18 protein-coding genes are annotated in these 26,183 nt (G+C 59.4%); 8 read left to right on the plus strand and 10 right to left on the minus strand.

What is annotated here, in order from left to right; genetic code table 11:
* Window positions 1–8 precede the first annotated feature (8 nt).
* Window positions 9–1,754, minus strand: a complete 1,746-nt coding sequence (locus LGH74_RS13300; RefSeq protein WP_226176442.1) for a M3 family oligoendopeptidase — start codon at window positions 1,752–1,754, stop codon at window positions 9–11.
* A gap of 412 nt (window positions 1,755–2,166) precedes the next feature.
* A complete protein-coding gene (locus LGH74_RS13305; protein WP_226176443.1) occupies window positions 2,167–3,273 on the minus strand; it encodes a ferredoxin--NADP reductase in 1,107 nt (368 codons plus the stop codon).
* A gap of 163 nt (window positions 3,274–3,436) precedes the next feature.
* On the opposite strand from LGH74_RS13305, the gene LGH74_RS13310 reads away from it, so the two are divergent.
* A complete protein-coding gene (locus LGH74_RS13310; protein ID WP_226176444.1) occupies window positions 3,437–4,138 on the plus strand; it encodes a peptidoglycan DD-metalloendopeptidase family protein in 702 nt (233 codons plus the stop codon).
* Window positions 4,139–4,269: 131 nt separating this feature from the next.
* Here LGH74_RS13310 and LGH74_RS13315 read toward each other — a convergent pair whose 3' ends face one another.
* A complete protein-coding gene (locus LGH74_RS13315; RefSeq protein WP_226176446.1) occupies window positions 4,270–5,601 on the minus strand; it encodes a Gfo/Idh/MocA family protein in 1,332 nt (443 codons plus the stop codon).
* Window positions 5,602–5,970: 369 nt separating this feature from the next.
* On the opposite strand from LGH74_RS13315, the gene LGH74_RS13320 reads away from it, so the two are divergent.
* Window positions 5,971–6,690, plus strand: a complete 720-nt coding sequence (locus LGH74_RS13320) for a DUF92 domain-containing protein (protein ID WP_226176447.1) — start codon at window positions 5,971–5,973, stop codon at window positions 6,688–6,690.
* 19 nt (window positions 6,691–6,709) lie between these two features.
* Here the strand turns inward: LGH74_RS13320 and LGH74_RS25110 are convergent, their stop codons facing one another.
* Complete coding sequence (locus LGH74_RS25110; RefSeq protein ID WP_226176448.1) at window positions 6,710–7,858, minus strand: ABC transporter permease; 1,149 nt, start codon at window positions 7,856–7,858, stop codon at window positions 6,710–6,712.
* A 114-nt stretch (window positions 7,859–7,972) separates the two neighbouring features.
* Here LGH74_RS25110 and LGH74_RS13330 point away from each other — a divergent pair, with 114 nt between their 5' ends.
* From LGH74_RS13330 to LGH74_RS13340, 3 genes are all read left to right on the plus strand, one after another.
* Window positions 7,973–9,211, plus strand: a complete 1,239-nt coding sequence (locus LGH74_RS13330) for an exo-beta-N-acetylmuramidase NamZ family protein (RefSeq protein ID WP_226176449.1) — start codon at window positions 7,973–7,975, stop codon at window positions 9,209–9,211.
* Window positions 9,212–9,325: 114 nt separating this feature from the next.
* Window positions 9,326–10,264, plus strand: coding sequence for a methionyl-tRNA formyltransferase (gene fmt / locus LGH74_RS13335; protein ID WP_226176450.1), 939 nt, complete (start codon window positions 9,326–9,328; stop codon window positions 10,262–10,264).
* Window positions 10,261–10,746, plus strand: coding sequence for a dihydrofolate reductase (locus tag LGH74_RS13340; RefSeq protein ID WP_226176451.1), 486 nt, complete (start codon window positions 10,261–10,263; stop codon window positions 10,744–10,746). The genes fmt and LGH74_RS13340 overlap by 4 nt, the downstream gene beginning before the upstream one ends.
* Here LGH74_RS13340 and LGH74_RS13345 read toward each other — a convergent pair.
* The 3 genes from LGH74_RS13345 to LGH74_RS13355 all read right to left on the minus strand — a co-directional run bounded on the left by LGH74_RS13345 (window position 10,718) and on the right by LGH74_RS13355 (window position 18,411).
* Entirely contained in the window at window positions 10,718–11,986 is a 1,269-nt protein-coding gene (locus tag LGH74_RS13345) for an acyltransferase family protein (RefSeq protein ID WP_226176452.1), read from the minus strand. The genes LGH74_RS13340 and LGH74_RS13345 overlap by 29 nt on opposite strands.
* Before the next feature lie 91 nt (window positions 11,987–12,077).
* On the minus strand, window positions 12,078–17,237 hold the full coding sequence (gene porU2 / locus LGH74_RS13350; protein WP_226176453.1) for a putative type IX secretion system sortase PorU2: 5,160 nt from the start codon (window positions 17,235–17,237) through the stop codon (window positions 12,078–12,080).
* 61 nt (window positions 17,238–17,298) lie between these two features.
* Window positions 17,299–18,411 (minus strand): putative type IX sorting system protein PorV2, encoded by a 1,113-nt coding sequence (locus LGH74_RS13355; RefSeq protein WP_226176455.1) that lies wholly within the window; start codon window positions 18,409–18,411, stop codon window positions 17,299–17,301.
* Between the two features lie 317 nt (window positions 18,412–18,728).
* Between LGH74_RS13355 and LGH74_RS13360 the strand changes: the two genes are divergently transcribed.
* Window positions 18,729–19,088: a PadR family transcriptional regulator gene (locus LGH74_RS13360; RefSeq protein ID WP_226176457.1), complete on the plus strand. Its 360-nt coding sequence runs from the start codon at window positions 18,729–18,731 to the stop codon at window positions 19,086–19,088.
* Window positions 19,089–19,149: 61 nt separating this feature from the next.
* Window positions 19,150–21,819 (plus strand): GIN domain-containing protein, encoded by a 2,670-nt coding sequence (locus LGH74_RS13365; protein WP_226176459.1) that lies wholly within the window; start codon window positions 19,150–19,152, stop codon window positions 21,817–21,819.
* Between the two features lie 187 nt (window positions 21,820–22,006).
* Here the strand turns inward: LGH74_RS13365 and LGH74_RS13370 are convergent, their stop codons facing one another.
* The 3 genes from LGH74_RS13370 to mce form a co-directional block, all read right to left on the minus strand.
* Window positions 22,007–23,437, minus strand: a complete 1,431-nt coding sequence (locus LGH74_RS13370) for a CCA tRNA nucleotidyltransferase (protein WP_226176461.1) — start codon at window positions 23,435–23,437, stop codon at window positions 22,007–22,009.
* A 267-nt stretch (window positions 23,438–23,704) separates the two neighbouring features.
* Window positions 23,705–24,286 carry an L-threonylcarbamoyladenylate synthase gene (locus tag LGH74_RS13375; RefSeq protein ID WP_226176462.1) on the minus strand — a complete coding sequence of 194 codons (582 nt, stop codon included), beginning with the start codon at window positions 24,284–24,286 and terminating at the stop codon, window positions 23,705–23,707.
* A 4-nt stretch (window positions 24,287–24,290) separates the two neighbouring features.
* A complete protein-coding gene (gene mce / locus LGH74_RS13380) occupies window positions 24,291–24,710 on the minus strand; it encodes a methylmalonyl-CoA epimerase (protein ID WP_226176463.1) in 420 nt (139 codons plus the stop codon).
* 163 nt (window positions 24,711–24,873) lie between these two features.
* Here mce and LGH74_RS13385 point away from each other — a divergent pair, with 163 nt between their 5' ends.
* A complete protein-coding gene (locus tag LGH74_RS13385) occupies window positions 24,874–26,088 on the plus strand; it encodes an IscS subfamily cysteine desulfurase (RefSeq protein WP_226176464.1) in 1,215 nt (404 codons plus the stop codon).
* Window positions 26,089–26,183: the final 95 nt, after the last annotated feature.

Consider the following 26,183-nt stretch of genomic DNA (forward strand, 5'->3'; position numbering starts at 1 on the left):
CGAAGTGCCTACAGCTTTGCCATTTCCTCCCGCACGAAATCGGCCAGGGTGCGTAGGTACTCGGTGCTGAAGTCGAAGCGGATGCCGGCGGCGGCGTAGATTTCACCGATGGGCGCGGTGTAGCCCAGGGCCAAAGCGCGCTTATAGGCTTCGAGGCCCTGCTGCGGGTTCTGGCGGAAGTTGCGCCACACGGCAATGGCGCCGAGCTGGGCCATGGCGTACTCGATGTAGTAGAAGGGCACTTCGTAGAGGTGCAGCTGCTTCTGCCACAGGTAAGGCTTGTAGTCTTCCAGGCCCTTCCAGCTCACGGTGCGCTGGTTAAACTCGTCAAACGTTTTCGTCCACTGGGCGTGACGCTCAGCTTCGCTGTGCTCAGGGTTTTCGTAGATCCAATGCTGAAATTTGTCGATGGTAGCCACCCAGGGAAAGGTTTCAAGCACGCTTTCGAGGTGGGTTTTCTTGGCCCGGCGCAGCTCGTCGGCATCGGGGAAGAACAGGTCCCACTGGTCCATCGAAATCAGCTCCATGCTCATCGAAGCCAGCTCGGCCACCTCGGACGGCGGGTGCTTGTCGGCCGACAGCGGCAAGGAGCGCGTCAGGAAAGAATGCACCGCGTGGCCGCCCTCGTGCAGCATCGTAATCACGTCGCGCAACGAGGAAGTGGCGTTCATGAAGATAAACGGCACGCCGGTTTCATCCAGTGGGTAGTTGTAGCCGCCCGGCGCCTTACCCTTCCGCGACTCCAGGTCGAGGTGGCCCATCTGGCGCATCGTTTTCAGGCAGTCGCCCAGGTAGGGGTCGAGGCGCTGAAACACGGTAATGGTCTTTTCCAGCAGCTCCTCGCCGGTTTCGAAGGGCCGCAGCGGGGCTTTGCCAGTCACGTCCACGTCGAGGTCCCAGGGGCGCAGCTCGGCCAGCTCTAGGTCCTGGCGGCGCTCCAGGTCGATGTCGTCAATCAGGGGCACCACGGTTTCCCGGATGGCGCGGTGGAAGGCGAAGCAGTCTTCGGCGGTGTAGTCGAAGCGGCCCAGCGCGGCAAACATATAGTCGCGGAAGTTGGGAAAATCCGCGTTGCGGGCCATTTGGTGGCGTAGCGTTACCAGGTCGGTAAAGAGCTGGTCGAGGGGCTGGGAATCCTGGAGGCGACGCTGCTGCACGGCGCGGTAGGCCTGCTCCCGCACGGCGCGGTCGGGGCTTTTGAGTCGGTCGGAAGCGCGGGGCAGGGTCATTTCCTCGCCGTCGAGGGTCACCGTCATGGCGCCCACGGTGGCGGCGTACTGCTGCTGCTTGGTGCTGATTTCGGTCTTGAGCGGAATGTTCTCGGGCCGGTAGATTTCCAGCGCCTGCCGCACCGAGCGCACGAAGATGCGGTAGCGCTGTGGGTCGAGGCCGCCCAGAAACTCCGACTCCATCATCTTCTCGTTGAGGGCGTGGTCGTAGGGCGCCACGTTGGGCTCAATCTCGCTCACGAAGTATTGAAACGAGTCGGCCCGCTCCTGGTCCTGCGTGTCGCAGGTCATGCGAATGTAGCGCCAAGCTAGATCTTCGCTCAACACGCTTTCCAGCTCCGAACGGTCGAGCAACCAGCGCTCCAGCTCCTGGGCCGAGCCGATTTGCCGGTCGCGCAGCTCGATGAAATAGGGTTCCAGTGATTCCCAGTCGGTTACGGAAAACGACTCGGGCAGATACTGACGCGGCGGGCGCTGCGTATCGGTGGCCGAAGCCAAGGCAGTTTCGGGGGCGGTATTCATCATGAATAGCAAGATACGACGTCGAAAGACGAAACAAGGTAAGCTAAACTACAGACAGCAGCGGCCAGCGGCAAGAGGAGAAAAATCAACGCCAGAAATCTTTGCCGGTGCGCAACCTTGTTTCTACGCGTCACCCGGGAAAGTCGTTGACTTATATCAGCCAGAAAATGTTGCGAATTACAACCGGGCCGGGTCGGGAAAGTTGGGTGGCCGGGAGATAAATAGTCAGGAAACACGGGTAGGTCATGTCGATCAGTGGGAGACATCTCGCGTGCAATAGTAGAATGAGTTACCATTGCACGCGAGATGTCTCCCGCTGGTCGACATGACGTTCTTTTTCCAACAACTGCCAACAACATCAGCACGCGAGATTCCCCGGCTTCGCTCGGAATGACGTTCTGTTATCGTTCTGCGCTTAGTCGATTTCGATGACGACGCCGCTGGTAACGGGGTGGCCTACGCAGATCAGCACGTAGCCCTGCTTCATTTCCGAGTCGGAAAGGCCTTCGCGCTCATCGAGGTGTACTTTGCCCGAGAGGCACTTGCCGCGGCAGGCAGTGCAGAGGCCGGCCTGGCAGCTGTAGGGCAGGTCGATATCCTGGTCGAGGGCAGCTTCCAGGATAGTCTGGCTAGGCTTTACCTCGATTTCATATTCGGCCCCTTCATAGTGAATGGTCACGGTGTGGGCCGTGATTTTATCATCGGTTGCGTCCGATACGTCGCCGTGGCCGTTGGGCTGGCCGGCGGCAGCTTCGATGGTTTCGGCGGCGGCCACGAAACTCTCGCGCTGAATGCGGGCGGCGGGCACGCCCAGCAGCTCGATGGCGGCGCGGGCCTCGCTCATCATGCCCTCGGGGCCGCAGAGGTAATATTCAGCCTGCTGGGCCGGAAACTGGTGGCGCTGCTCCAGAATACGCAGCAGCATGGTGCGGTTCAGCCGACCAGTGTGGCGGTGGCCCGACGTAGGATTGGTGGGCTGGCTGAACACGTGCTCGACCTGCACCCGGCCGCCCGACTGCGCCTCCAGCTGCTGGAGTTGCTGGCGGAAGATGACCGATTCCTCGTTGCGGTTGCCGTACACGAGCAGTACGTGGCTCTGGGGCTCGTCGCGCACCACGGCTTTGAGAATCGACATGAGCGGGGTGATACCGCTGCCGGCGCCCACCAGCACGATGGAGCGGGCGGCTTTGGGGCTGGTTTTCAGGGTGAAGTTGCCCAGCGGGGCCATTACTTCCAGCTGTTGGCCCACGCGCACGGTATCGAGCAGGTAGTTGCTGACCAGGCCGCCGCTCACACGCTTCACCGTTACGGACAGACGGGGTGCTTCGGAAGGCGTGCTGCTGAGCGAATAGGCGCGGCGCTCCTTTTTGCCGCCGGGGCCGCAGGGCAGAATCAGGGTCAGGAACTGGCCCGGCTCACAAGCCACGGGCTGGCGGTCGGGCCGTTCGAGGTGAATGGTAGCGGCATCGGACGTTTCGTGGGTGATTTCCACGACGTTAAGCATCAGGTACGGGCTGCTCATCGGGGGAGAAACTTCGGAGATTGGAAAGGAGAATTCTAAGAAAACCGGGGCGTTTCCGCTACGGGCGTGCAAAGTACGGTAAATGGGGCGGCTTGGTCGGCATACCGGAAGGCTTTAGCTTGCGGGCCGGCTTATCTCCCATTCCGAAACAACAACTTTGCCTATGTCTGGTTCTCCCCTCGCCGCCCTGCTCGAACGTCATCAGCACGAGTTCGGGCCCGTTTTGCCCGTCGATTTGAACGCGCCCGAAGTGGCCCGCCTCGATTTCACCGCCGCCAACCCCATTCTGGCCGAGGCCGACCTGCGCGACACAGCCGCTTTCGAAGCCCTGGTGGGCCAGCTGCTGGAAGCCCAGAACGCGCTGATTGGTGTGGGCGGCTACCTCGAAAACCGCGTTATCTACCGTCGCAGCCCCGGCCACTTCGGCGACCCTACCCTGCAGGCCCGCTCCTTGCACCTGGGCGTGGATGTGTGGCTGCGGGCCGGCACGCCGGTACTCGCGCCCCTGGAGGCCGTGGTGCACAGCGTAGCCGACAACGACAACTTCGGCGACTACGGCCCCACCGTTATTCTGCAGCATCAGCTCGAAGACACCACATTTTACACGCTCTACGGCCACCTGGGCCGGGCCGAAGTGGCGCTGCTGCGCCCCGGCATGACGCTGGAAAAGGGCGAGAAATTCGCCGAAGTAGGCCCCCACCCCGAAAACGGCGACTGGCCGCCCCACCTCCACTTCCAGGTTATTGCCAATATGCTGGGCCGCGAAGGCGACTTCCCCGGCGTGGCCGTGCCCGAGCAGCAAGCAGAGTGGGCCGCCCTTTGCCCCAACCCAAACCTGATTCTGCAAAGCCAGGTATTGCAGTAACGCGCGTCTTATAAGCCCGTCCTGCTGAGCCCCGCGAAGCATCACTCCCGCAGTAGTAATCAGACTTACGATTGCATGCGAGATGCTTCGCGGGGCTCAGCAGGACGGGCTTTATTTATTTGTACCAACTCCTATACCCGTTGGGCCTGGGGTTTAAGCGAAGTCAAATCAGCAATTTTGACGGGCTGGCCGCTGTCGATGCTTTTGCGGGCGGCAATGCCGATGAGCACGGCCAGGGCCCCGTCGCGGCTGCGGGCGGCCTGGCGGAATGGGTCTTGGCCATCCGGCGCAAATATCTGCTTGCGCAACCGCACGTCACCGCCGCCGTGGCCCTCTTCGGTGTTCGGAATCCGGAGCAGCTCGCGCTTGCCAAAGTTGGTAGTTACCTGAATTTCATCGAACGGCTCCATTTCCCAGGTCTGCTTTTCCTTGATCCAGGCGTCAATTTTGCCTTTTGTACCATTAAAGGAAATGCGGTAGCCCTCGTAGGGCGAGTAGGTGGTGAGCGAATAGCTGACCTGCACGTTGTTGACGTACTTGATCTGCACGGCCATCTTGTCGAAGATATCCACGTCCTCGCGCCACACGCAGCCGTCCCGGTGGTAGCCGTCGTACTTCTCGTTGTCGACGTAAATCTTGGTTAGGCGCTCATCCTTGGTAATATCCCAGTAGAACTGGCACTTATCCTTGTGCGGGCAGGGCCGACAGTGGGTGTGGCGGAAGGCGTTGTTTTTGCCGTAGAAGTTGAGCTGCCCGTTGCCGTACACCGACTCCGGGTCGGAATCGAGCCACCAGTTAAGCAAATCGAAGTGGTGAGAAGCCTTATGCACGAGCAGCGAACCGCTGTTTTCGCGGCGGCGGTGCCAGCGCCGGAAGTAGTCGGCGCCGTGATGCACGTCGAGGTACCAGTGGAAGTCGGCCGAGGTAACGTCGCCAATGACGCCAGAGCGCAACAATTCGTAGATTTTCTGGCGGTGGGGCGAGTAGCGGTAGTTAAAGGTCACCATCACCTTCTTGCCCGTCCGCCGCTCAGCCTGCAGAATGGCCTCGCACTTCTGCTCATCGGTGGTCATGGGCTTTTCCGTCACGATATCAGCCCCGTATTCCATGCCTTTGATGATAAACGTATCGTGGGTGGCGTCCACGGTGGTCACAATCAGCAGCTCGGGCTTGGTCTGCTTCATCATCTGGTCGAAGTCGGTGAAGGTGGGGCACTTCACGCCCAGCATCTTCTTGCCCGTCGCCACCCGGCCCGGATTGATGTCGCAGAGGCCCACAAACTCGATCTGGTCGCCAAATTCCTTGAGCACGGAAGTGCCCCACATGCCCAGGCCACGGTGCCCAGTGCCTACCATAGCCACTCGTTTGCGGGAGCCGGCCAGGGCGGCGGCCAGGGCGTTATCGGTGAGCAAAGTGCCGGCCAGCGCCGTGCCGGTCGTTTGGAGAAAGGTTCTGCGAAGCATGGGAATTGGCGTTAGAAAGGGCGAGAAATAGCGGCATAGCGAACTGGTCAGGCCCAATAGCCGCCGTCGGCGGGCAGGCAGCAGGCAGTCCAATCAGCTTATTAAGCTGCCGGTATTTCTCCTTATTGTAAAGCAACCCGGCTTTTATATCTATGCAATCGTTCCCGGCAACGTTGCCACGCTACGCGTTAGCACAAGCAGGAATTCAGTTGCCGGCTGTCGTGGCAATTAGCGTGGGAATTCCTGGCATAAAGGCCTGTTTTTAGCACCGGCAGCAGCAGTTCCGTACTTTCGGCCGACTTACGCATTCCCGTAAAACCAGTGCATATCGGCTGGATCATACTATAACCCAATCAGAAAACCCAGCTTATGACAACGGAGCTCCAATGGGCGGTGCTGCTCAGCATTCTGGGGCCCGGCATGGTGTGGAGCGTGCGGGCCGGCAAGCTCACGTGGGCCGGAGCACTTACTGGCGGCTTGCTCGGCGTGCTGATTTTTCTGGGAGCCGGCTTCTGGGGTGTGGGGCTGCTGGCCTTGTTCTTCCTGCTGGGCACACTGGCCTCGGCCTGGAAAGTAGCCGAGAAGCGCCGGCTGGGCGTGGCCGAAGAAAACAAGGGCCGGCGCACGGCGGGCCAGGCCCTGTCCAATGCCGGCGTAGCGGCCCTGTGCGGCTTGTTGGCGTGGGCTTTTCCCGAACACAGCGGACTTTTTCAGCTGATGCTGGCCGGCAGCTTCGCGGCCGCCACCGCCGATACGCTGTCGTCGGAACTGGGCAACATCTACGGCCGCCGCTACTACAATGCGTGGACGTTCAAACCCGATACCCGGGGCTTAAATGGCGTAATAAGTTTAGAAGGAACCTTGCTGGGACTGGCTGGCAGCACGCTAATAGCGGCGGTTTACTGCTTGGGCGTAGGCTGGCACCGGGGCTTTTTCTGGCTACTGGTGGCCGGCACCGTGGGCAATCTGGCCGATTCGCTGCTGGGCGCCACGGTAGAGCGGCGGCACTACGTGTCCAACAATGCCGTCAACACCCTGAATACTGCCGTGGGCGCCCAGACGGCCGCGCTTCTCTACTGGCTTTTCTGAGTAGCCAGCGGCCCCGAAACTAGTCGAACTTGATGGCCGCCACCGGACGAATCCGGGAAATCAAATACGTGGGGATCAGCACGGCCAGCAGCGACGTGAGGAAAGTTGCCACGTTGAGCACTACTACCATCGTGAAGTCCCAGTAAATCGGCACGCGGTCCATGTAGTAGTTCTCGGGGTCGAGCGGAATGGGGTGGAAAAAGTACTGAATGGCGCAGAAGCCCAGCCCCACCAGGTTGCCATACACCATACCGCGCAGCGTGAGGCTAAGGCCGCGGTAGAAGAACATGCTCCGGATCTGATTGTCGGTGGCACCCATGGCCTTGAGTACGCCAATCATGTTGGTGCGCTCCAGAATCATGATGAAAATGGTGGCTACCATGTTGAAGGTAGCCACGAAGATAATCAGGATCAGGAAGATGACCACGTTACGGTTCAGCAGCTTGAGCCAGTCGAAAAGCTGGGCGTACTGGTCCGTGATTTTGTCCAGCTTGAGGTCGTAGCGCAGGTTTTCGTACATATTGTCCGAAACCGGGTCAAGCTGGTTGAAGTCTTTGAGTACCACTTCTACACCGCCCACCAGGGAGTCGGGCCAGGCGTTCAGCTCCCGGATCTGGCGAATGTCGCCGATGATATAGACCTCGTCAAACTCATCGAGGCCGGTCTGGTAGATGCCGCGCACGTTGAATTTGCGCACCCGGGGTGGGTTCTGAATGAAGTAGAACAGGGCCTCATCCCCTACTTTCAACCGCAGCTTATCGGCCACCTTGCGGCTGAGCAGAATATCGTTGCTGGCCGCCGAATCGGGGAAAGCCAGGAATTTGCCGGCCACCAGGTTTTCGCGCATCGGCGAAATACCATCTTTTTCGTCGATGCCTTTCAGCACCACGCCCAGCACTTCTTCCTTGGTCTTGATGATGGCCGTTTTGCGGGCAAACGACTGGGTCGACTTCACCTGCTTGAAGCGGTGTAAGTCCTTGATCAGACGCGGCCCACCGATGGGCTCTACCTCCAGCGAGTTGTTGGTGTCGTACTTGCTGACCTGCAGGTGAGCCCCGAAGGAAAAGATCTTGCTTTGAATCTCGTTGCGGAAGCCTTCCAGAATGGCAAACGACACAATCATGACGGCCACACCCAGCGCAATGCTGATAATGGCTATTTTTGTCACCGACGAGGTAAAAGACCCTATGTCGGCTCCGTCAATCTTATTGGATATGTACCGCGAGATGTTCACTGCCGTAAAGCTACGCGTCTACGTTCAGTTTCCTAGCTTCGTTTCCTGATGGCCTCTTCTATCTTCTGCAGCCTGCTCAGCCTGACGCTGTTTGTGGGCAACTGTACTCCCTCGCCGGCCCGCGTCGCCAGCAGCACGCCCCCAGCCGTTCAGCCGGTGGGTTCGACTGCCACGCCCGTGCCGGCCGGCCTGCAGATGGGCGCGGCCCAGTTCGGCAAATACCTGCCCCAGCTGCAGGGCAAGCGCGTGGGCCTGGTCGTCAACCAGACGTCCCTGGTGGGCCGCACCCACCTCGTGGATACGCTGCTTACCCAGGGCGTGGCGGTGAAGGCCATTTTCGCGCCCGAGCACGGCTTCCGGGGCGAAGAAGCCGATGGGGCTACCATCAAGGACGGGCGCGACACCCGCAGCGGCCTGCCAGTGAAGTCGCTCTACGGCAAGAGCAAGAAGCCTTCGGTGGAAATGCTGGCCGACGTGGACGTGCTTATTTTCGATATTCAGGACGTGGGCGTGCGGTTTTACACCTTTATCAGCACGATGCACTACGTGATGGAAGCTGCCGCCGAGCAGGGCAAAACCGTCATCGTACTCGACCGGCCCAACCCCAACGGTTTTTACGTGGATGGCCCGGTGCTGGAGCCCGCGCACAAGTCGTTTGTGGGCATGCACCCGATTCCGGTGGTACACGGCCTGACGGTGGGCGAATTGGCCCAGATGATAAACGGCGAAAAATGGCTGGCCGGCGGCAAGCAGTGCGCCCTTACGGTGGTACCGGTGCTGGGCTACACCCACGATACGCGCTACGAGCTGCCCGTGCGGCCTTCGCCCAACCTGCCCAACGCCCACGCGGTGCTGCTTTACCCCACCATCTGCCTATTTGAGGGCACCAACGTAAGTGTGGGCCGCGGTACGGATGCGCCGTTTGAGCAAATCGGGGCGCCCACCCAGCCGGCTTCGCGGCCCCATAGCTTCACACCCCGCCCTACTACCGGCTCGCCCCAACCGCCGCTAAACGGGCAGAAATGCTACGGCCAGGACCTGCGGAAGCTGTCGGCGGCCGAGTCCGGCGGCTTCACCCTGCGCTACCTCATCGACTTTTATAAGCAGAGCACGGCCAAGGACAAGTTTTTCGGTAAGTATTTCGAGCAGCTCACCGGCACAAATTCCCTGCGGGAAATGGTAGTGGCCGGCAAGTCGGAAAAGGAAATTCGCAAGGCCTGGGAGCCGGCGCTGGGTCAGTATAAGGTGATGCGCAAGAAGTATCTGCTGTACCCAGATTTTAAATAACACGCTGCTTGTGCAGACGACCTTAGCCCGCAGAGGGCATGGTGGTAGCGCTGAAGACGCAGAGTCGTTCTACACTACCACCGTGCCCTCTGCGGGCTCAAAACACCCGAACGAATGCTGAAAATAATCTTTATGGGCACGCCCGAGTTTGCCGTGCCCACCCTCGAAACGCTGGTTGCCTGGCCAGGGGCCGAAGTCGTGGCCGTTATTACGGCACCCGATAAGCCGGCGGGGCGCGGGCGGCAGCTGGCCGAGTCGGCGGTGAAGCAGGCGGCGGTGGCCCACGGCATTCCGGTGCTGCAGCCCACGAATCTGAAGTCGCCCGAGTTTCAGGCGGAGCTGCGCACCCACGCGGCCGATTTGCAGGTGGTGGTGGCCTTCCGGATGCTGCCCGAGGCGGTATGGAACATGCCGCGGCTGGGTTCCATCAACATTCACGCCTCGCTCCTGCCCCAGTACCGCGGGGCGGCACCCATCAACTGGGCCCTGATTCAGGGCGAAAAGCAAACCGGCGTCACTTCGTTTTTCCTGCAGCACGAAATTGACACCGGCAACCTGATTTTCCAGGACGTGGTGCCCATTGCCGACGAAGACGACTTCGGCGCATTGTACGAAAAGCTCAAAGCCGCCGGAGCCGGGCTGGCGTTGCGCACCGTGCAGGCCATTGCCGACAGCACGGCGCCCAGCATTCCGCAAGCTATGGACCAGGAGCTGAAATCTGCGCCTAAAATCCAGAAGGAAACCGGCCGCCTCGACGTGCAGCAGCCCGCCGCAGCGCTGGTAAACCTGGTGCGGGGCCTTTCCCCGGTGCCCACGGCTTTCACCCAGCTCCCTGATGGCCGCACGCTCAAGATTTTCCGCGCCAAAGCTCTGCTGGAAGAGGCCGCCGCGCCCGGCACCTGGACTACCGATGGCCGTACGTATCTGCGCCTGCACACCGGCCAGGGCCAGCTCGATTTGCTTGATGTGCAGCTCGAAGGCAAGAAACGGATGCCGGTCGTGGAGTTTCTGCGCGGCTTCAACAGTGCCACTCTCAACCCCGCCACCGTATGATAGCCTTAGTAGTAGCCGTGGCCGATAATGGAGTTATCGGGCGCGACAACCAGCTGATCTGGCATTTGCCCGATGATCTGAAGCACTTCAAGAACATCACGCTGAACCACCCGATTATCATGGGGCGGCGCACTTTCGAAGCCATTGGCCGGCCCTTGCCCAAGCGGCGCAACATTGTAGTAACGCGCCAGGCCGACTGGCAGGCCGAGGGATGCGAAGTGGCTTTTTCGGTGCCCGACGCGCTGGAAACGGCCCGCGCCACCGACGAGCAGATTTTCGTCATTGGCGGCGGTGAAATTTACCGCCAGGCCCTGCCCGCCGCCGATACCGTGTATCTGACTGAGGTGCACCACGACTTCGAGGGCGACGTAGTATTCCCGGATTTGTCGCCGGGCGAGTGGCGCGAGGAAACCCGGGAGCGGCACGAGCCCGACGAGAAGCATGCCTACGCCTTTAGCTTCGTGACGCTGCGGCGGCGGTAGCGGCTGGCTCCGCAGCAGTGGCGGGCGATAGTGGCGCAGTGAGTTTTGCAGGCCGGAAGAATGTGTCGTAGAGCCACTGCGCCAGCCGAATGCCCGGCAGATCGACAAGGCGGTACATGGCCCAGGATACCAGTCCGAGCACGGGCAGCGTGGCCAGCACCGTCAGCAGCACACTAAGGCCGTAGCTGAAGCGGGCCTGCAACGCCAGAAACACGACGCTGGAAAACGAGCCCAGCACTAAAAAGTGCAGCAGGTAGAGCGAAAACGAAACCATCCCCAGTCCCCGCAGCCAACGGGAACTCAGGATGCGCTGCAGCCCCGGCAGCGCAAAAACGCCGAGCAGCAGCAGGGCCGCCCCCATCAGGTGCCAGAGCTGAATGGCCCGCTCATTGCCCAACCAATCGGGCTGCAGAAACCCGTAGATAGTATCATCCACCCGGATAAGCTCGGCCGTGGGGTACGAGCCGAAAAACACGGCGGCCAGCAGCAACAGAATCCCGACCCAAAGGCCCGGCGCCGTTTTGAACAAGGCCCCATGGTGGCGTCGGTCGTTGATCCAGACGCCCAGAATAAAGCCGGCGTAGTAGAAGTTCAATTCCGACCAGCTCAGCAGCAGCAACGCCACCACGTACACGGCCGTGCGGTGCCGCACCGCGCCAAATAGGGCCAGCAGCGCAAATACGATGAAGGAGCCGAACAGTTCGATGCTCAGCGTCCAGAATACCGGATTGTAGATTGACTCGCCACCCAGCGGAATTCCTACCACGAAGTCGTGTAGAATCTGGTGCCAGCCGGGCATTTCGGCCCAGTATTCGCCGAAGCGCTGGGCCCCGGTTATTTCGGCCACCTCCGAATTGCGGTAGGCCCCGAGGCCCCACAGTGCCAGCGCTACAGCAGCCGTAAACAGCACGGGCAGCATCAGGCGCACGTAGCGGCGGCAAGCTTGGGACCGAAGTACTTCCAGTTGACCAGTACGCCAGAATTTTTCGCTGAGCACTAAGCCGCTGAGCACGAAAAACAGGCAGACGGCGAAGTTGCCGCCAATCAGAATGCTGGCCGGACTGCTGGCCAGCGCTATTTCCACGCCCCCGCCCAGCCTTGCCGAATACGGGTCGCCGGAGAGCAGCGTGGGGTAGAAAAAGCCGGCGAGGTGATGCACCACCACCACGGCAGCGGCCAAGCCGCGCAGGCCGTCGAGGTGGCTCAGCGTGTGCTGACTAAGGGTTTGGGGAGTCGACATCAACCAGGCCGGATTTTAAGGATACTGCTGCAAAGTAAAAGAGGCAGCCGGACTTGGCTGCCTCTTTCAGGGAAAAGACTTAGGCAAAGAACTAGCGCAGGAGCACGAGCTTGCCCCAGCCATTCTTGAAGGCTTGGTCGGCGGCGGTGGTGCGCCGCTCAAACTGGCTGGTCGGATCGTCCAGCACTACCCGGTACAAGTAAGTGCCATTGGCCAGCCGGTCGCCATACTCGTCGGTGCCGTCCCAGGCATATTCCGTAATGTTGTTGCCAATGCGCAGGGTTCCTAACTCGCTCATCATGATTTGGCGCACCACCTTACCCGTGAGCGTCATAATCTGGATCTTCATATTGCGCGGCACCTCGGCCCCCGTCAGGGTGAAGACAAACCGGGCCTTATGAATGATGGGGTTGGGGTAGGGAAATACGTTGGTGATGGTCGAAGCATTGATGACTTCGAAAGCCACCTTATAGTTTTCCGCTCCCGCCGTACGGCCCGTCGCATCGCGCCCTTGTACTTCCAGCGTATACTGCCCGTCGAGCAGCGGCGTAGCCTGGCCGGGCTCGAAGTCGATGCGGGCCGTGCCTTTGACCGGATCAGTGGTGAAGATGACGTTGGCCGCATTCAGGTTAATCTTCTGGGGAGTACCGTTGCGAGGCGTCAGCACCAGGTCGAAAGCACTGCGGTCGGTGATGGGGCGCAGCTTATCCTCATCAGTGAGTACAACCGAGATAATAGGGCGAGGTGAAACGATGTCGCCGTTGAGGATGCGCTGGCCATCAAATGCCACATCCAGCACCGGTGGCACTCCCCGGTCTTCTATTTTGAAGCTCGGAATCGTCAGATCGTTGTTGAAATAATACAGCTCAGGCAGGCGGCGGCCACTCTTGTTGATGTTCAGCGTGACAGAGCCACTGATGTCGCCGTAGAGTTTCAACGTACTGACCTCAGCATCAAATGCCACTGTCCCATTGGCACCCAATGGTGGCAAGTCGATTTCCGTCGTTGACTCGGTAGTACTGCTACGAAGCGTAAACCGAGCCTTCAGCGGCGTACCGAACGGCAGGCCCGATACGTTCTGGAAAATAACCGGCACCCTAACAAATCCGCTGTCTGCCGCCTGCTTGGCCAAGGCCGTCGGGTCGTAGGCAGTGGGCGTCTTGGCCACTACCGAGTCGCGCCGAACAATGCCTTCCGGCATGCCTTTATACGTCACCAACAGCTGTTTTACCTGAGGGGCGGTCCGCTGGGCAGTATCGCGCAACGTCAGCACCAGTTGCAGGTACGGATAGGTTTTGGCCGGAACACCTGCCAGCGAGAAGCCCTTGTTGGCCCCGATGCCGGCACTGGTGCTTGGTACAGTAGCATACAGCTCTTTCGATACTCCCAGGGTATCGATACCCACCACGCGCAAGGTGTAGCTGTCGGAGGCTTCGGTGCGAATCGTATGGTACAGTGTTGTCCATTCCTGGGCCGGCCCAATCCGGGTTGAGGTCACAACCCCACTGCCACCTTTGGTACCGATAGTACCCGTGAGCGTAATGATTTGCTCGGCGCGCGGTACAGAACTGCTCAAATCGGCCGTGCGCTCTACGGCAGCCTGCGCGCCGGGGCCTTTCTGCCCGATAAAGGCGAAGGGGTCACCGTCCTGTAGCTGGGTTATTTTCTGCGAGCCCAAAGCCGCAAGAGCCGCTTTCAGCGGGGCTGAGAAGGAAGAGAAATTTACTTTATTGACTGAAAGCAGCGTGACGTAGGCCCCACGGGGTACGTTATTCAGCAGGTTTAAAAGCTGCTGCTGACGGGCCGGGGAGTTGATGTTGTCGGTGGCAGAGGCGGCGAAATGATAGAACCGATTGGGCGCCGTACCACAGGAATCATACGTGCCGCTTATCGTGCGCAACGACTTTAGTGAGCTGCCATCAAACACGCTTACTAAGATATTGGGCACCGTTACGCCGCAGTCCAGCACCGATACCTGGTCAGTGCCAATCTGGAGGCCGTAGGAATCCCGGAACGTAACCCCACCAGTACCGCCGCCCTGGGTTTGGAGGGTAAGGCTCTGGCTGATATCGGCAAAGGCCCATTTCCCGGCGGGAGCTGTTACGTCTACCCGCCGCCGCTCATCGCGCTGAAACTGCCCGTGGTGGCTTTGCGACCAGCCTCCCGGGCTGTTGTTGATGACGCGGAACGAGCTTACTACCCACTCTTCGTTCTCATCGTCCGAAAGCTTGGTTTCGAACCGCATGCGCCAGTACCATACCACACTGTCGCGGCCGGTTACTACGGGCAGGGTCGGCCGCCAGTCGGCTAGCAGCGGAGCCTCAATTCTGGTGGTGCGGCGGTAAGTGCTGTTGAAGGCCAGCGTGGTGTCCAGCTCGACCAGAAACGCGCGCTTGGGGCCATTGGGGTTGTTGGTTTGCCCCACCAGACGTGGCTTGTTAGTAGCTACAATGGCGAATTCCGGCGGATTCAGCAGGGTAATTCCATCCCGCAGAAACACGAAGCTGGTAGTGGCCTGGTTGTTTGTCTCGTTCGATTCGTCTACCCGGTTCTGGTAGTCCAGCGTAACGGTAAACTGGTTGTTGCCAAATGAGTTGCCGGAGTTAGCCAAGACCAACTCGTAGGTAGTATCGTGCAGCGGCTGGGCCAGGTTGGTGAAGGTGTAGGTAGTATCGGGCCGCAGCGGCAGCGTGGTCGGGTCATATATCCGCTTCACCGAAATATCCACTTTGTCGGTTGTTACTTTACCCGGGTTGCGCACCTGCACCAGCAGCTTAAACTGCCGCGAGTTGGTACGCACGGGGTCGGCCCCTACCGGCGCCACCGTAATAGGCGTTGCGCCAAAAGCAAAATCCGGCTTGGCGGGTGAAAACAGGCGCACGGCCGGGTCTCCGTGCCAGATGGTGTTCATCAGCGTAGAATGCCCCAGGTAGCTATTCAGGGCACCGCTTTGCAGCCGGCGGCTCACTTCGTTGTATACTTCAGCCACGGGCTTGCCGTACCACGCGGGGTCGTTCAGCAGGAGCTGAAAGGTGAGCTTCTGAATGGTGTGAATCTGGTCTTCGAAGCCGAAGCTGGATTCCGACATAAAGCCGATAAGTCCTTTTTTGGGAACCAACAGCCAGTCTTCGGCATACAGCGCCGTACGCACGGAGTACGTATTGCCCGCCGCGCAGCCATTGACAAACATGACCGGGTATTTATTGCGGTTGTTGTAGCCTTTGGCCGGGTTGGTACGAATGTTTCCTAGCCCCAACGAGAGTTCCTCGATAGAGCCGTGGCCGAAATACGTAATGATGGCCAAGCCCGCGTTCAACTCACTGGCAATGTTGATTTCTTCCGGCAGGCCGGTCGTCGTCCGCGCGTAGGTGCGTACCACCCGCCCGGCAAACAGCGGACTCTCAATCTGACGCTTGTATTCGTTCAGGTAGCCGCCAAATCGGTCAAACTCGTACGCTTCCTGGCCTCCACCCACATTCAGGGCATTTTTGCGCCACGCCAAATCCGGTGCATCGGGTTGGTTGATTACCACCTCGTGCTCCACTAGCTTGTTGAGGTAGTTAAGAACTTCCCGAGACGTTTGCGCCGCAATACGGCCAGTCGCCATTCGGGCCGTCACGTCGTCACGCTGCCAGTCGGCGGTGAAAAAGGCTTCGGAGGCTCCTCGGGTACTGGCCGGCACCAAGTCACGCACTGTAGCCGAATAGCCCTGCTGATTTTTCCGGTGGTACACCCCTGAATAGCCAGCTTCGCCAGTCTGTAAGCCTTTGCCCAGCAGCAGCAACGACTTGGGACGGCTATTGGTGAGCATAAACAGTGCAAATTGGCGGATGGCCAGCGCCGACTTCTCCCCGTAGTGAAACTGGTCGTAGAGCCTGTCGGTGGTAACGACCAGCGTATCGTAGCGACCGCCAGCCGTGGAGGCGCGGTATTTGGCATATTCGCGCACCGGGTTCAGCGTGTCGCCGGCGGGCTTCATCAGCGCCTGGTGGGTTACAATAAGAAAGTTGTGCGCTGCCGGCGAGATGTTGCGGAACCGCACAGGCACTGCCGCCAATGGCGCTATGGCCTTTGCCTCATCAACCAGCCACAGATTGCGCTGCGTGCTGCCCGGCCGGGCACTCGGAAACACGTAGCCCCGCCGAGTACCGGTTTCGGCCCGGCCTTCTACCCGCTGCACATTGTAAGGGTCCGTTACGTCGAAGCCCCGCACGGTAGCTGGCAGATTGTCGAGGGAGTAATAAGCCGGCGCACTGCCCAGCGTCGAATCGTTGTGGAAGCGCAGGGCACCCCGACTGGCGTTCCAGGCACTTGGCTGGGAATGCGAAATTGCACTGGAAATAATACTAATTCGTTCACCCACCTTCTGCTTGTCGGCCTCGAAGTGCACGACTACCTTTCCGCTGGCATCAATGTCGGTAACAAGCAAAGGGTAAGAGAAAGTCTGTAGCTCATAGTTCTCGAACACTCTGGTAGGGCCCAGCGCCCGTTCTACGCCGTTGGGTTGCACTACATACAGTGTTACCCGATGGGTGGCTTTGTTGGCCCCCATCATTTTCACGTAGAGGTGCGGCACCCGGCCCGAGGCGACATGGTTCTGCAACGAATCGTAGGCTTTGCTAGTGAAGTCATCAAAGGCGCCCGAGGAAAAACCTTCCCCCTGTTCAGCCCAGGGCTGAAACACATTCACTTGCAGATCTACGTCTATATACTTGGTGCTCTCAATAAACTGGCGTTCGTAGATCCAGTACGGGTGTGCCCCGCCTACCGGCGCTGGGTTCACCTGCTCCATACGCTTGCGGCCCGTTGCCGTAGAGGCTACTGTTAGAAAATAGGCGGCCGTATCGGTGTACATACTGTACAGCTTCTGGTAGTGGTCGGCCGGGGTTTTGTACATCCCTACATCCAGGGCCCCATCGTTGCGCTGGCCGTAGAACTCGATGAAAGTGGAAGCATCCAGCGTTGTCGGGCTGTTGCCGCCTACATAAATAGCCACTTCCCGCCCCCGGCGCCAGAGCTGAAACCGGCTTGGATCAGCACTGGTGATGCCGGCCTGCCTGAGGTAGGTATAATCGAGGCGGTGGAGTCCGTCGCGGGTAACCCGAATTTTATAATACTGTTGAGCGGGCACAATCCACTCGTTGCCATAGGGCCCCGACTGTGCCGTAGCGTAGGTATCGGTCAGTAGTACTATTCCCAGCAGCAAGGCGCACCATCGCAGCAGGGAGTAAAGTTGGTAGGGGTGTGTCATAGCAGATATACTGGCAATGAAAATACCGGCCGCCTGATGGCAGGCCGGTCGGGTAGTTTGGTTACTTGAAGCCGTAGCCGAGCGAGACAATTACGGAGTTGGTAGAGCCTTGGTCGCCTACTTTCTCGATGGCCAGCCGCGACAACGCCATATCTAGGCGCAGGCCGCTGAAGGCTACGCCCACGCCCAGGCTGGGCTGGGGCCGCCAGCCACCTTTGCCGTCGAAGGATTTGGCCGCATCTATTTTCTGAATGTTGCTTACCCCGCCGCGCAGAAAAATCAGGTTCTTGTAGCCCAGTTCCAGCCCGGCCTTGGGGTCGATGCTGATGGCGTCGCTCGATACCAGCGTATTGCGCTTGCCGTCGGTGGTCATTTCTAAGTCTACGGCAACGAGGGCCGTAATCTGGCCGGGCAGCTTCACGCTGCGGCCCACGCCCAGAATAAACCGGGGTAGGGTAATTTCGGTGGTGTTGCTCGGAATCGAGTCCTGGGAGGAAGCAATGCCCTCAAATTCTTCCGAGTTGATGGACCACGCGTTGAACGTAGTGGTAATGTCGCGGGCCATGAGGCCCAACTGCCAGCCCTTGTGCTCATACTGCAGGCCTGCGTCGATGCCGAAGCCCCAGGCGTTGGCAAACTTGCCCACGTTGCGGTAGATAATCTTGCCATTGCCGGCCAGCTTCAGGCCTTCGATAGCGCCTATTTTGCGGGCGTACGACAGCAACAAGGCATAGTCGGCCACGGAGAAATAAGTAATTCGGTCGTAGGAAATCTGGCCGTATTCGTTCACCAGGGCGCGGGTATCGGCAATGTTGTCGACCCCCACGCGGATGAGACTGGCCCCGATGGCGCTTTTATCGTCGAGGGGCATGGAAAAGGCCGCGTAATCATTCTTGACGATGCCCGAAAACAGCTCCGAGTGCATCAGCACTGCGTCATACTTAGCTTTCTGGTTGAGCAGCCCGGCCGGGTTCCAGTAGCCGGCGGTGGCATCATTGGCCAGGCTCACCTGCACGTTGCCCATGCCCAGGGCCCGGCCCCCTACCCCAATGTTGAGAAAGTCGTTGCTGTACTTGGGCGTCAGGTCTTTGGTTTGGGCAGTGCCCGTCGTGGCCAGTCCCAAGCTCAGGCCGGCCCCCAGCAGCGCGGGGGCAATTCGAGAAAAGTGCAGCATAGAGGTGTAATGAATAAAAACGGGGTTTTTCCGCAGCAGCAACGCAAGATACTTATTAATAGTGCGCTGTCGAATTCGGGCTTGGGCCGCCGCTTGCCGCCGGGGCAGTGAAATAGGGGCTCCGGTTCTGCAAACGCGGTTTTGTTCCCCACTATCTACCGTAACTCAGCCTCGTTTTGGATTGGAGCCGACGCATATTTCTGCTTGATCTGGACCTATGTAATACCCAGTACTAAAATTATTTTCACTAGTACCTTGCGTCGCATAGTACCTTCTATTATCTTTGTTTCATTCTTCACCGATTTCTGCCACAGCCCATGAAAGTAGAGAACACCCAAGTGCAGATGCGGAAGGGCATCCTGGAGTTCTGCATCCTGGAAATCATTGCCCGCGGCGAGGTGTATGCGTCAGACATGCTGGAGGAGCTAACCGCCGCCCGCATGATTGTAGTGGAAGGCACGCTTTATCCACTGCTGACGCGCCTCAAAAATGCCGGCTTGCTTGATTATACCTGGAAAGAGTCCACCTCCGGGCCGCCCCGCAAGTACTACACCCTCACCCAGGACGGTCAGGAATTCCTGCACCAGCTGCGCCTGACCTGGGAGGAAGTGCAGGACTCCATCCGCATCATCCGCCAGAAACCTCACCTCAATGGCGCCGCAACCCCAATGCCCTAGCGGCACCTAATTGGCCCGGACCATTCCTTCATTCGAGTTACTCTTGATTTGCAGCACTGAGATGAAAAAGAATATCAGCATTAACCTCCAAGGCCTCATCTTCCACATCGAAGAAGATGGCTACGACGTGCTCAGCCGCTACCTGGCCGAAGTAAGGGCACATTTTTCCGGCTACCGGGGGCACGAGGAAATCGTGGCCGACATCGAAGCCCGGATTGCCGAGCTGTTTGCCGCCCGCACTTCTTCCACCAAGCAGGTCATCACGCTGGAGGATGTGCAGGAAATGGTCGGCAAAATGGGCCGCGTGAGCGACTTCCAAAGCGCCGATGAGGCCGAGGAAGAGGAAGAAGCCCTGGCCGGTGGCCCCGAGGTGTATACCAATTACGCCAAGGCAGGCAACGCCGCCACCGCCGATGCCACCACCGATACGGAGCCCAAGCGCCTGTACCGCGACATGGCCAACCGCAAAATTGCCGGGGTAGCCGCCGGTATTGCCCGCTACTTCGCCGTCAATCCGCTCTGGATCCGACTGGGCTTCCTGGCCTTCCTCATCTTCCCGCCCATTGCCTTCGACAACCACGGCAACGACTTCGGCGGCAACATTGCCGGCTTCTCGCTGATTGCCTACGTCATTCTCTGGATTGCACTGCCCAAACGCTACGACGGCATTGCCGGCGACGACGACCCGACGTTCAAAAAGCTCTACCGCGACACCGACAACGGTAAAGTCGGCGGGGTTTCGGCCGGTTTGTCGGCCTACTTCAAGGTGGATGTGGTACTGATCCGGGTGCTGTTTGTGGCCTTCGTCTTTGCCGGCGGCTTCGCCATCCCACTCTACATCATCCTCTGGATATTGCTGCCCGAGGCCAAGACCGTGTCGGATCGGATGCGGATGCGCGGCGACGCCCTCACGCTGTCCAGCATCGACAGCAACGTGCGCAACAACTCGTATGAGGAAGGCCCCGATTCGGCCAACAACCGTCCGGTGGGCACTTTCCTGGAGAATTTCTTCCGCAATGTGCGGCCCCTGCTGAACTTCGTGGGCTCCATCCTGCGCATCTTCATCGGTGTGATGATGACCATCGTCGGCTTCGGCATCCTGCTGGCCCTGCTTATTGCCCTGCTCATTGGCCTGGGCCTGATTCCCGAAACCCAGAACTTCGTGATGGGCGACGTGCCGGCCTACGTGCTGATGAACGGCATCCCCGACTGGGCACTGCTGGCCTTCTTCCTGATGGCCGCCATTCCGCCCCTGGCCATGATGCTGGCCGGCCTGGGCCTGCTGCTGCGCCGCTCCATTCTGAGCCGCACCGCCGGCCTTACGCTCTTCGGCCTCTGGCTGCTTGGTGTAGTAGGCTCATCCATTGCCGGCGCCCAGATCAGCCGTAATTTCCAGGAAGAAGCCCAAGTGGTGCAAACCCAGCGCTTTCCCGCCCTGAGCACGGCTCCCGGCCTCTATCTGGATGCCCGCCGCGTCGACCGTCCGTCTGACCAGTGGGTGGACGTGGAGCTGGCCGCGGCCGACAGCGGCGCGGCCGTGCAGGTCGACAAAACCTTCTCGGCCACCGGCCCTTCGGAGGAAGAAGCCCGGCAAATGGCCGTCAGCTCGGTGGCCTACACCGTGCGGCAGAGCAACGACACCACGCTGCAGTTTGATGACCACTTCACCTACCGCTCGGGGGCCAAATACCGCGACCAGCACGTGAACCTGCTGGTGCATCTGCCCCGCAACAAGACGTTCCGCATCAGTGAGAAATTTGCCCGCCTGCTCGATGACGACAACTTCTACAACGACCAGCGCCCCAACGACCCCGAGCAGCATAGTTACCGCCTGCGCGGTAGCCGCCTGGAGTGCGTGAGCTGCACCAGCGGCGACCTGGAGGACAGCTTCGGCAGCGACTTCGACGATGAAGACGATGAGGCCGCCGACAGCACCGATGCTACCGTCAACCTCGATACCGACGAAGGCAGCTACCGGATTCGCGTTGACACCGACGATGACGAGGACGGTAACCCCAACATTGACATTGACATCGATGACAAAGGCTTCTCCTCCGACCCTGGCCGTTACGGCTCGGGCCGGCGCACCTTTAACCTGGGCAACTTCCGCACAGTAAAGGCCAGCGGTGCTTACCGCGTGTTTGTTCGCAAGGGGGCCAGCTTTAAGGTAGAAGCCGCTGGTGATGACCGCGACCTGAGCAACCTGCGAGTGGAAAACAATGGCGGTGAACTGATTATTTACAGCCGCAACCGGAATTTTTCCTTCCGGAATTTCCGCAACAACCGCCCCGTGCTGATTCGGGTGCAGATGCCCGACCTGACCGGCCTCGATTTGAACGGCGCCTGCCAGGCCAACGTGGCCGGTTTCTCGGGCCAGGCCCTGAGCGTACAGCAGTCGGGGGCCAGCCATGCTACCCTGAACGTAAACGTGCCGCGTCTGGACCTCGATATGAGCGGGGCCTGCAAAACCAACTTGCGCGGCAGAGCCAACGAGCTGAACATAGAAGGCACCGGCGCCTGCCAGGTGCAGGCCCTGCGCATGACGACCCAGAATGCTGACGTTGATCTGACGGGCATGAGCAAAGCCCGCATCCAGGTGGCCAACCAGCTGCGGGCCGATCTGAGCGGTGCCAGCCGGGTAGAATACACCGGCTCGCCCGACAAGGTGCAGAAGGAGCTGTCGGGTTCTTCCCGCGTTACGCGCCTCACTACCAGTTCCGACGAGGAATAGCCGATGTGCCCTACCGGGAATACTTTACTGAAAGCTGAATTTCTACCCTGCCGAGGCCTGGCTTCACCCGGGCCTCATGCGGCCGGTCCTACCTTTGACCAGCACCCAGGAAATAGTAATGCCGGCCAGGCAACCCTTGGGTTCTGGCCGGCATCTTTACCGCAACAACACGAGCAAACAGGTTTACTTATTGGTGAGTGAAAGGGTGAACCGGAGGAAGTCCTTTAGCCTGGCCGAGCTGCAACAGGTAGGCAAAGGCTTCCTCAAACTCGTTGCGCACCTTGCCATCCAGAATGGCTTCCAGTACCGCGTCTTTTAACTCGCCCACTTCGCGGGAAGGCTTCAAGCCGAAGGCTTCCATAATGACTTCCCCAGTAATGACGGGCTTGAAGTTGCGCAGGTGGTCTTTCGATTCTACTTCTCTCAGCTTCTCTTCCACCAGCCCGAAGTTGCGCAAATAGAGCTCTTTGCGCTGGTGGTCTTTGCTTGTAATATCGGCTCGGCACAGGAGCATCAGCCGGTCAATGTCGTCGCCGGCCTCGAACAGCAGGCGGCGCACGGCCGAGTCGGTCACGGTTTCCTTTACCAGGGCAATGGGGCGTAGGTGCAGGCGCACGAGCTTTTGCACCATGCGCATCTCCTCCCCCAGCGGCAGTTTCAGGTCGGTGAAAATACCGGGTACCCAGCGCGCGCCTTTGTCTTCGTGGCCGTGAAACGTCCAGCCCACGTTGGGGAAATACCGCTTGGTGGCCGGTTTGGCAATGTCGTGGAGAATAGCCGCCCAGCGCAGCCACAGGTCACCGCCGGCGTCCACCACGTTGTCGAGCACCTGCAGGGTATGGTAAAAGTTGTCCTTATGGGCGTGCTTGCCCACTTTCTCCACGCCGTAGAGCAGGGCCATCTTCGGGAAGATGAGCTGCAGCAGGCCGGTCTGAAACAGCAGCTTGAAGCCGTAGCTGGGCTTGGCGGCCTTGATAATCTTGTTCAGCTCGTCGGTAATGCGCTCCTGCGACACGATTTTGATGCGGTCCTTATTGCGGGCAATGGCATCGTAGGTGTCGGGCTCAATGTCGAAGTTGAGCTGGGTGGCAAAGCGCACAGCCCGCATCATGCGCAGCGGGTCATCGGAAAAGGTGATATCGGGGTCGAGCGGGGTGCGGATGATTTTCTGCTGCAGGTCGCGCATGCCCTCGTAGCGGTCTACGAGCGTGCCGAAGTCCTGGGGGTTGAGGCTCAGCGCCAGGGCGTTGATGGTAAAGTCGCGGCGGGCCAGGTCTTCCTCCAGCGTGCCGGCCTCCACTTCCGGCTTGCGGCTCTCGGCCCGGTAGCTTTCCTTGCGGGCACCCACAAATTCCAGCTCCACGGTTTCGGTGGGCAGCATAGCCGTGCCGAAGTTCTTGAACACCGTGACGCGCGGCTTGCCCGGCAGCTTGCGCCCCACGGCCTGGGCCAGCTTGATTCCGTCGCCCACGCACACCACGTCCACGTCCTTGCTGGGCCGCACCAGGGCCAAATCCCGCACGAAGCCGCCAATAACGTAAGCCGGATACCCCAGCTCACCGGCCGCCTCGGCAATGGTACGGAACAATGGATTCTCGGGAAGCTGGGGAGTATTCATGCGCAATGCTGACGGTCAAACGGCCGCAAAGGTAATGTGCTAATGTGGGGAATGTGCTGATGTGCTAAAAACGTGTCCTTGCAAGGCGGAGCCGAAGTAACCCGTCCTCTGAGATATGCTAAGTGTTCTAAACTGAAAAGCCCTTTCTCGTTGCTAACGGGAAAGGGCTTTCCGGTAAAAGAACGGGGCGTACTACGCAGAGGATGGATGACTTCGCACTGCTCGCAAGGACACGGTGGTTATCAGCACATTCCCCGCATTAGCACCTTAACTCCGTACCACTTCCAAGCCGCCATCGGGCAGCACCCGCACTACTGTCGAGGGCTGGGCGGCAGTCTGGTCGTCCTGCCGCCAGCTCACCACGTAGTCGGCGGCCCGCACGATGGCCGGGTTTACCTCGGCGTATGTAGCAGCGGTAGGCTCACCACTGATGTTGGCCGAGGTTGAAACCAGGCCGTGGCCCAGGCGGCGCACTACTTTGTAAGTAAACTCATCGTGGAGCACCACGCGCAGCCCTATAGTACCGTCGGGGGCCAACAGGTTGGGCGCCAGGTGGCGGCTGCCGGCTACTATATAGGTGGTGGGCCGCTCCTGGCTGGCCAGCAGCTCGGCCAAGTTGGGCGGCACCACCTGCGCATACTTGGCAAACATTTCCTCGTCGGCCACCAGCACAATCATGCCTTTTTCGGCGGGCCGACTTTTTATCTTGTAGAGCTGCTCCACGGCCGGCGGCACCTCGGCGTCGCAGCCTAAGCCCCACACCGTGTCGGTCGGGTACAGAATTACTTGCTGGAGCAGCAGCGCATCCACGGCGGCATCTACTTCCTGGCGAAAGAAATTACTACTCATTGTCTTACTCATGGTTGGTGGGGCTGATACTCTGGCAAAGCTCTACCAATACGCCTGCCGCGCTTTTCGGGTGCACGAAGCATACCAGCTTGTTGTCGGCCCCGCGCTTGGGCTCCTCGTTCAGCAGCACGAAGCCTTCCTGCCGCAGCCGCTGCATTTCGGCCCGGATATCGGCTACCTCGAAGGCCACGTGGTGAATTCCCTCCGGTTTCTTGCCTAGGTATTTGGTAATGGCGCTATCGGGCGAGGTGCCGGCCAGCAGCTCAATTTTGGCGCCGCCCACCTGAAAAAACACGGTATCAACGGCTTCACTGGCGACGTGCTCCTTCTTATAAGGCGGCTGTCCGAGCAGGGTCGTATACAGGGCTGTGGCGGCTTCAAGGTCGTGCACGGCCAGACCAAGGTGTTCCAGATTGGTAAACATGAAAGTTGGGGTGGGAAGCTGATGGACGCTATTTGGAATATATCTACTTTTGTGGGAGCAAAGTAAAACCAGTTCGCTGGTTTTCGTGTTCTACCTGCGAATCATTCTCCACTGGGATTCGCCTGGTTTCTCTGGTTTTTCGCTGATTTACATACTCCGAGCCATGCTCAAACTACCTATTTACCTCGACAACAACGCCACTACTCCCCTGGATCCGCGCGTGTTGGAGGCCATGATGCCTTATCTGACCGAGGTATTCGGCAACGCCGCGTCCCGCAACCATCCCTTCGGCTGGGCTGCCGAAGAAGCTGTGGATTACGCCCGGGAGCAGATTGCCTCGCTCATCAACTGCGACCCAAAGGAAATCATTTTCACTTCGGGAGCTACCGAGTCCGACAATCTAGGCATCAAAGGGGTGTTTGAGATGTATGCCCAAAAAGGCAACCACATCATCACGGCTACCACCGAGCACAAAGCTGTACTCGATACTTGCAAGCACATCGAGAAACTCGGCGGCCGGGTTACGTATCTGCCCGTGAATGAGGAAGGCCTCATCAGCCTCGCCGAGCTGGAAGCGGCCATGACGCCCCAAACCGTGTTGGTTACCATCATGTACGGCAACAACGAAACCGGCACCATTCAGCCGATTCGTGAAATTGCCGCCATTGCCCACAAGCACGGCGCGCTGTTCATGACCGACGGCACCCAGGCCGTGGGTAAAATTCCGGTTGACGTTATTGCCGACGGTATCGACCTGATGGCCTTCACAGCCCACAAAATGTATGGCCCCAAAGGTGTAGGCGCGCTGTATGTGCGTCGCAAAAACCCGCGGGTGAAAGTAACAGCCCAGATGGACGGTGGCGGCCACGAGCGTGGTATGCGCTCCGGCACCCTGAACGTACCCGGCATTGTGGGCTTGGGCAAGGCATGCGAGCTGGCCCGCCTCGAAATGGCCGCCGACACGGCCCGCCTGAGCGCCATGCGCGACCGGCTGGAGCGTGAGCTGCTGACGCTGGAAGAAAGCTACGTGAATGGCTCACGCGAGCATCGCCTGCCCCACGTGACCAACATCTCCTTTAAATACGTGGAAGGCGAAGGCCTGATGATGGGCGTGAAAGACTTGGCAGTTTCGTCGGGTTCGGCCTGTACGTCGGCCTCCCTGGAGCCGTCCTACGTGCTGAAGGCCTTGGGTCTGAGCGACGATCTGGCCCATAGCTCCCTGCGCTTCGGCCTGAGCCGCTTTACCACCGACGAGCAAATCGATTACGCCATCGGCCACGTAAAAGAGGCTGTTACCAAACTCCGCGAAATGTCGCCCCTGTGGGAGATGTTCAAGGAAGGTATCGACCTCAGCAAAATTGAGTGGGCTGAACATTGATTCAGGGCTTGAGGGTCGGCGGGTGGGAGTTTAAGAAGTAAATCCTCCTAATACCGCTCCCTCTTATCCTCCTACCATCATACCCTAATAACCTA

It is taken from the genome of Hymenobacter lucidus (genome assembly GCF_020447265.1).
GTDB lineage: Bacteria > Bacteroidota > Bacteroidia > Cytophagales > Hymenobacteraceae > Hymenobacter > Hymenobacter lucidus.

Bases quoted from the DNA above. Each gene is read 5' to 3' on its own strand.
- LGH74_RS13300 (WP_226176442.1), bottom strand. From the start codon at position 1,754: ATGATGAATACCGCCCCCGAAACTGCCTTGGCTTCGGCCACCGATACG.
- LGH74_RS13305 (WP_226176443.1), bottom strand. From the start codon at position 3,273: ATGAGCAGCCCGTACCTGATGCTTAACGTCGTGGAAATCACCCACGAA.
- LGH74_RS13310 (WP_226176444.1), top strand. From the start codon at position 3,437: ATGTCTGGTTCTCCCCTCGCCGCCCTGCTCGAACGTCATCAGCACGAG.
- LGH74_RS13315 (WP_226176446.1), bottom strand. From the start codon at position 5,601: ATGCTTCGCAGAACCTTTCTCCAAACGACCGGCACGGCGCTGGCCGGC.
- LGH74_RS13320 (WP_226176447.1), top strand. From the start codon at position 5,971: ATGACAACGGAGCTCCAATGGGCGGTGCTGCTCAGCATTCTGGGGCCC.
- LGH74_RS13330 (WP_226176449.1), top strand. From the start codon at position 7,973: ATGGCCTCTTCTATCTTCTGCAGCCTGCTCAGCCTGACGCTGTTTGTG.
- fmt (WP_226176450.1), top strand. From the start codon at position 9,326: ATGCTGAAAATAATCTTTATGGGCACGCCCGAGTTTGCCGTGCCCACC.
- LGH74_RS13340 (WP_226176451.1), top strand. From the start codon at position 10,261: ATGATAGCCTTAGTAGTAGCCGTGGCCGATAATGGAGTTATCGGGCGC.
- LGH74_RS13345 (WP_226176452.1), bottom strand. From the start codon at position 11,986: ATGTCGACTCCCCAAACCCTTAGTCAGCACACGCTGAGCCACCTCGAC.
- porU2 (WP_226176453.1), bottom strand. From the start codon at position 17,237: ATGACACACCCCTACCAACTTTACTCCCTGCTGCGATGGTGCGCCTTG.
- LGH74_RS13355 (WP_226176455.1), bottom strand. From the start codon at position 18,411: ATGCTGCACTTTTCTCGAATTGCCCCCGCGCTGCTGGGGGCCGGCCTG.
- LGH74_RS13360 (WP_226176457.1), top strand. From the start codon at position 18,729: ATGAAAGTAGAGAACACCCAAGTGCAGATGCGGAAGGGCATCCTGGAG.
- LGH74_RS13365 (WP_226176459.1), top strand. From the start codon at position 19,150: ATGAAAAAGAATATCAGCATTAACCTCCAAGGCCTCATCTTCCACATC.
- LGH74_RS13370 (WP_226176461.1), bottom strand. From the start codon at position 23,437: ATGAATACTCCCCAGCTTCCCGAGAATCCATTGTTCCGTACCATTGCC.
- LGH74_RS13375 (WP_226176462.1), bottom strand. From the start codon at position 24,286: ATGAGTAGTAATTTCTTTCGCCAGGAAGTAGATGCCGCCGTGGATGCG.
- mce (WP_226176463.1), bottom strand. From the start codon at position 24,710: ATGTTTACCAATCTGGAACACCTTGGTCTGGCCGTGCACGACCTTGAA.
- LGH74_RS13385 (WP_226176464.1), top strand. From the start codon at position 24,874: ATGCTCAAACTACCTATTTACCTCGACAACAACGCCACTACTCCCCTG.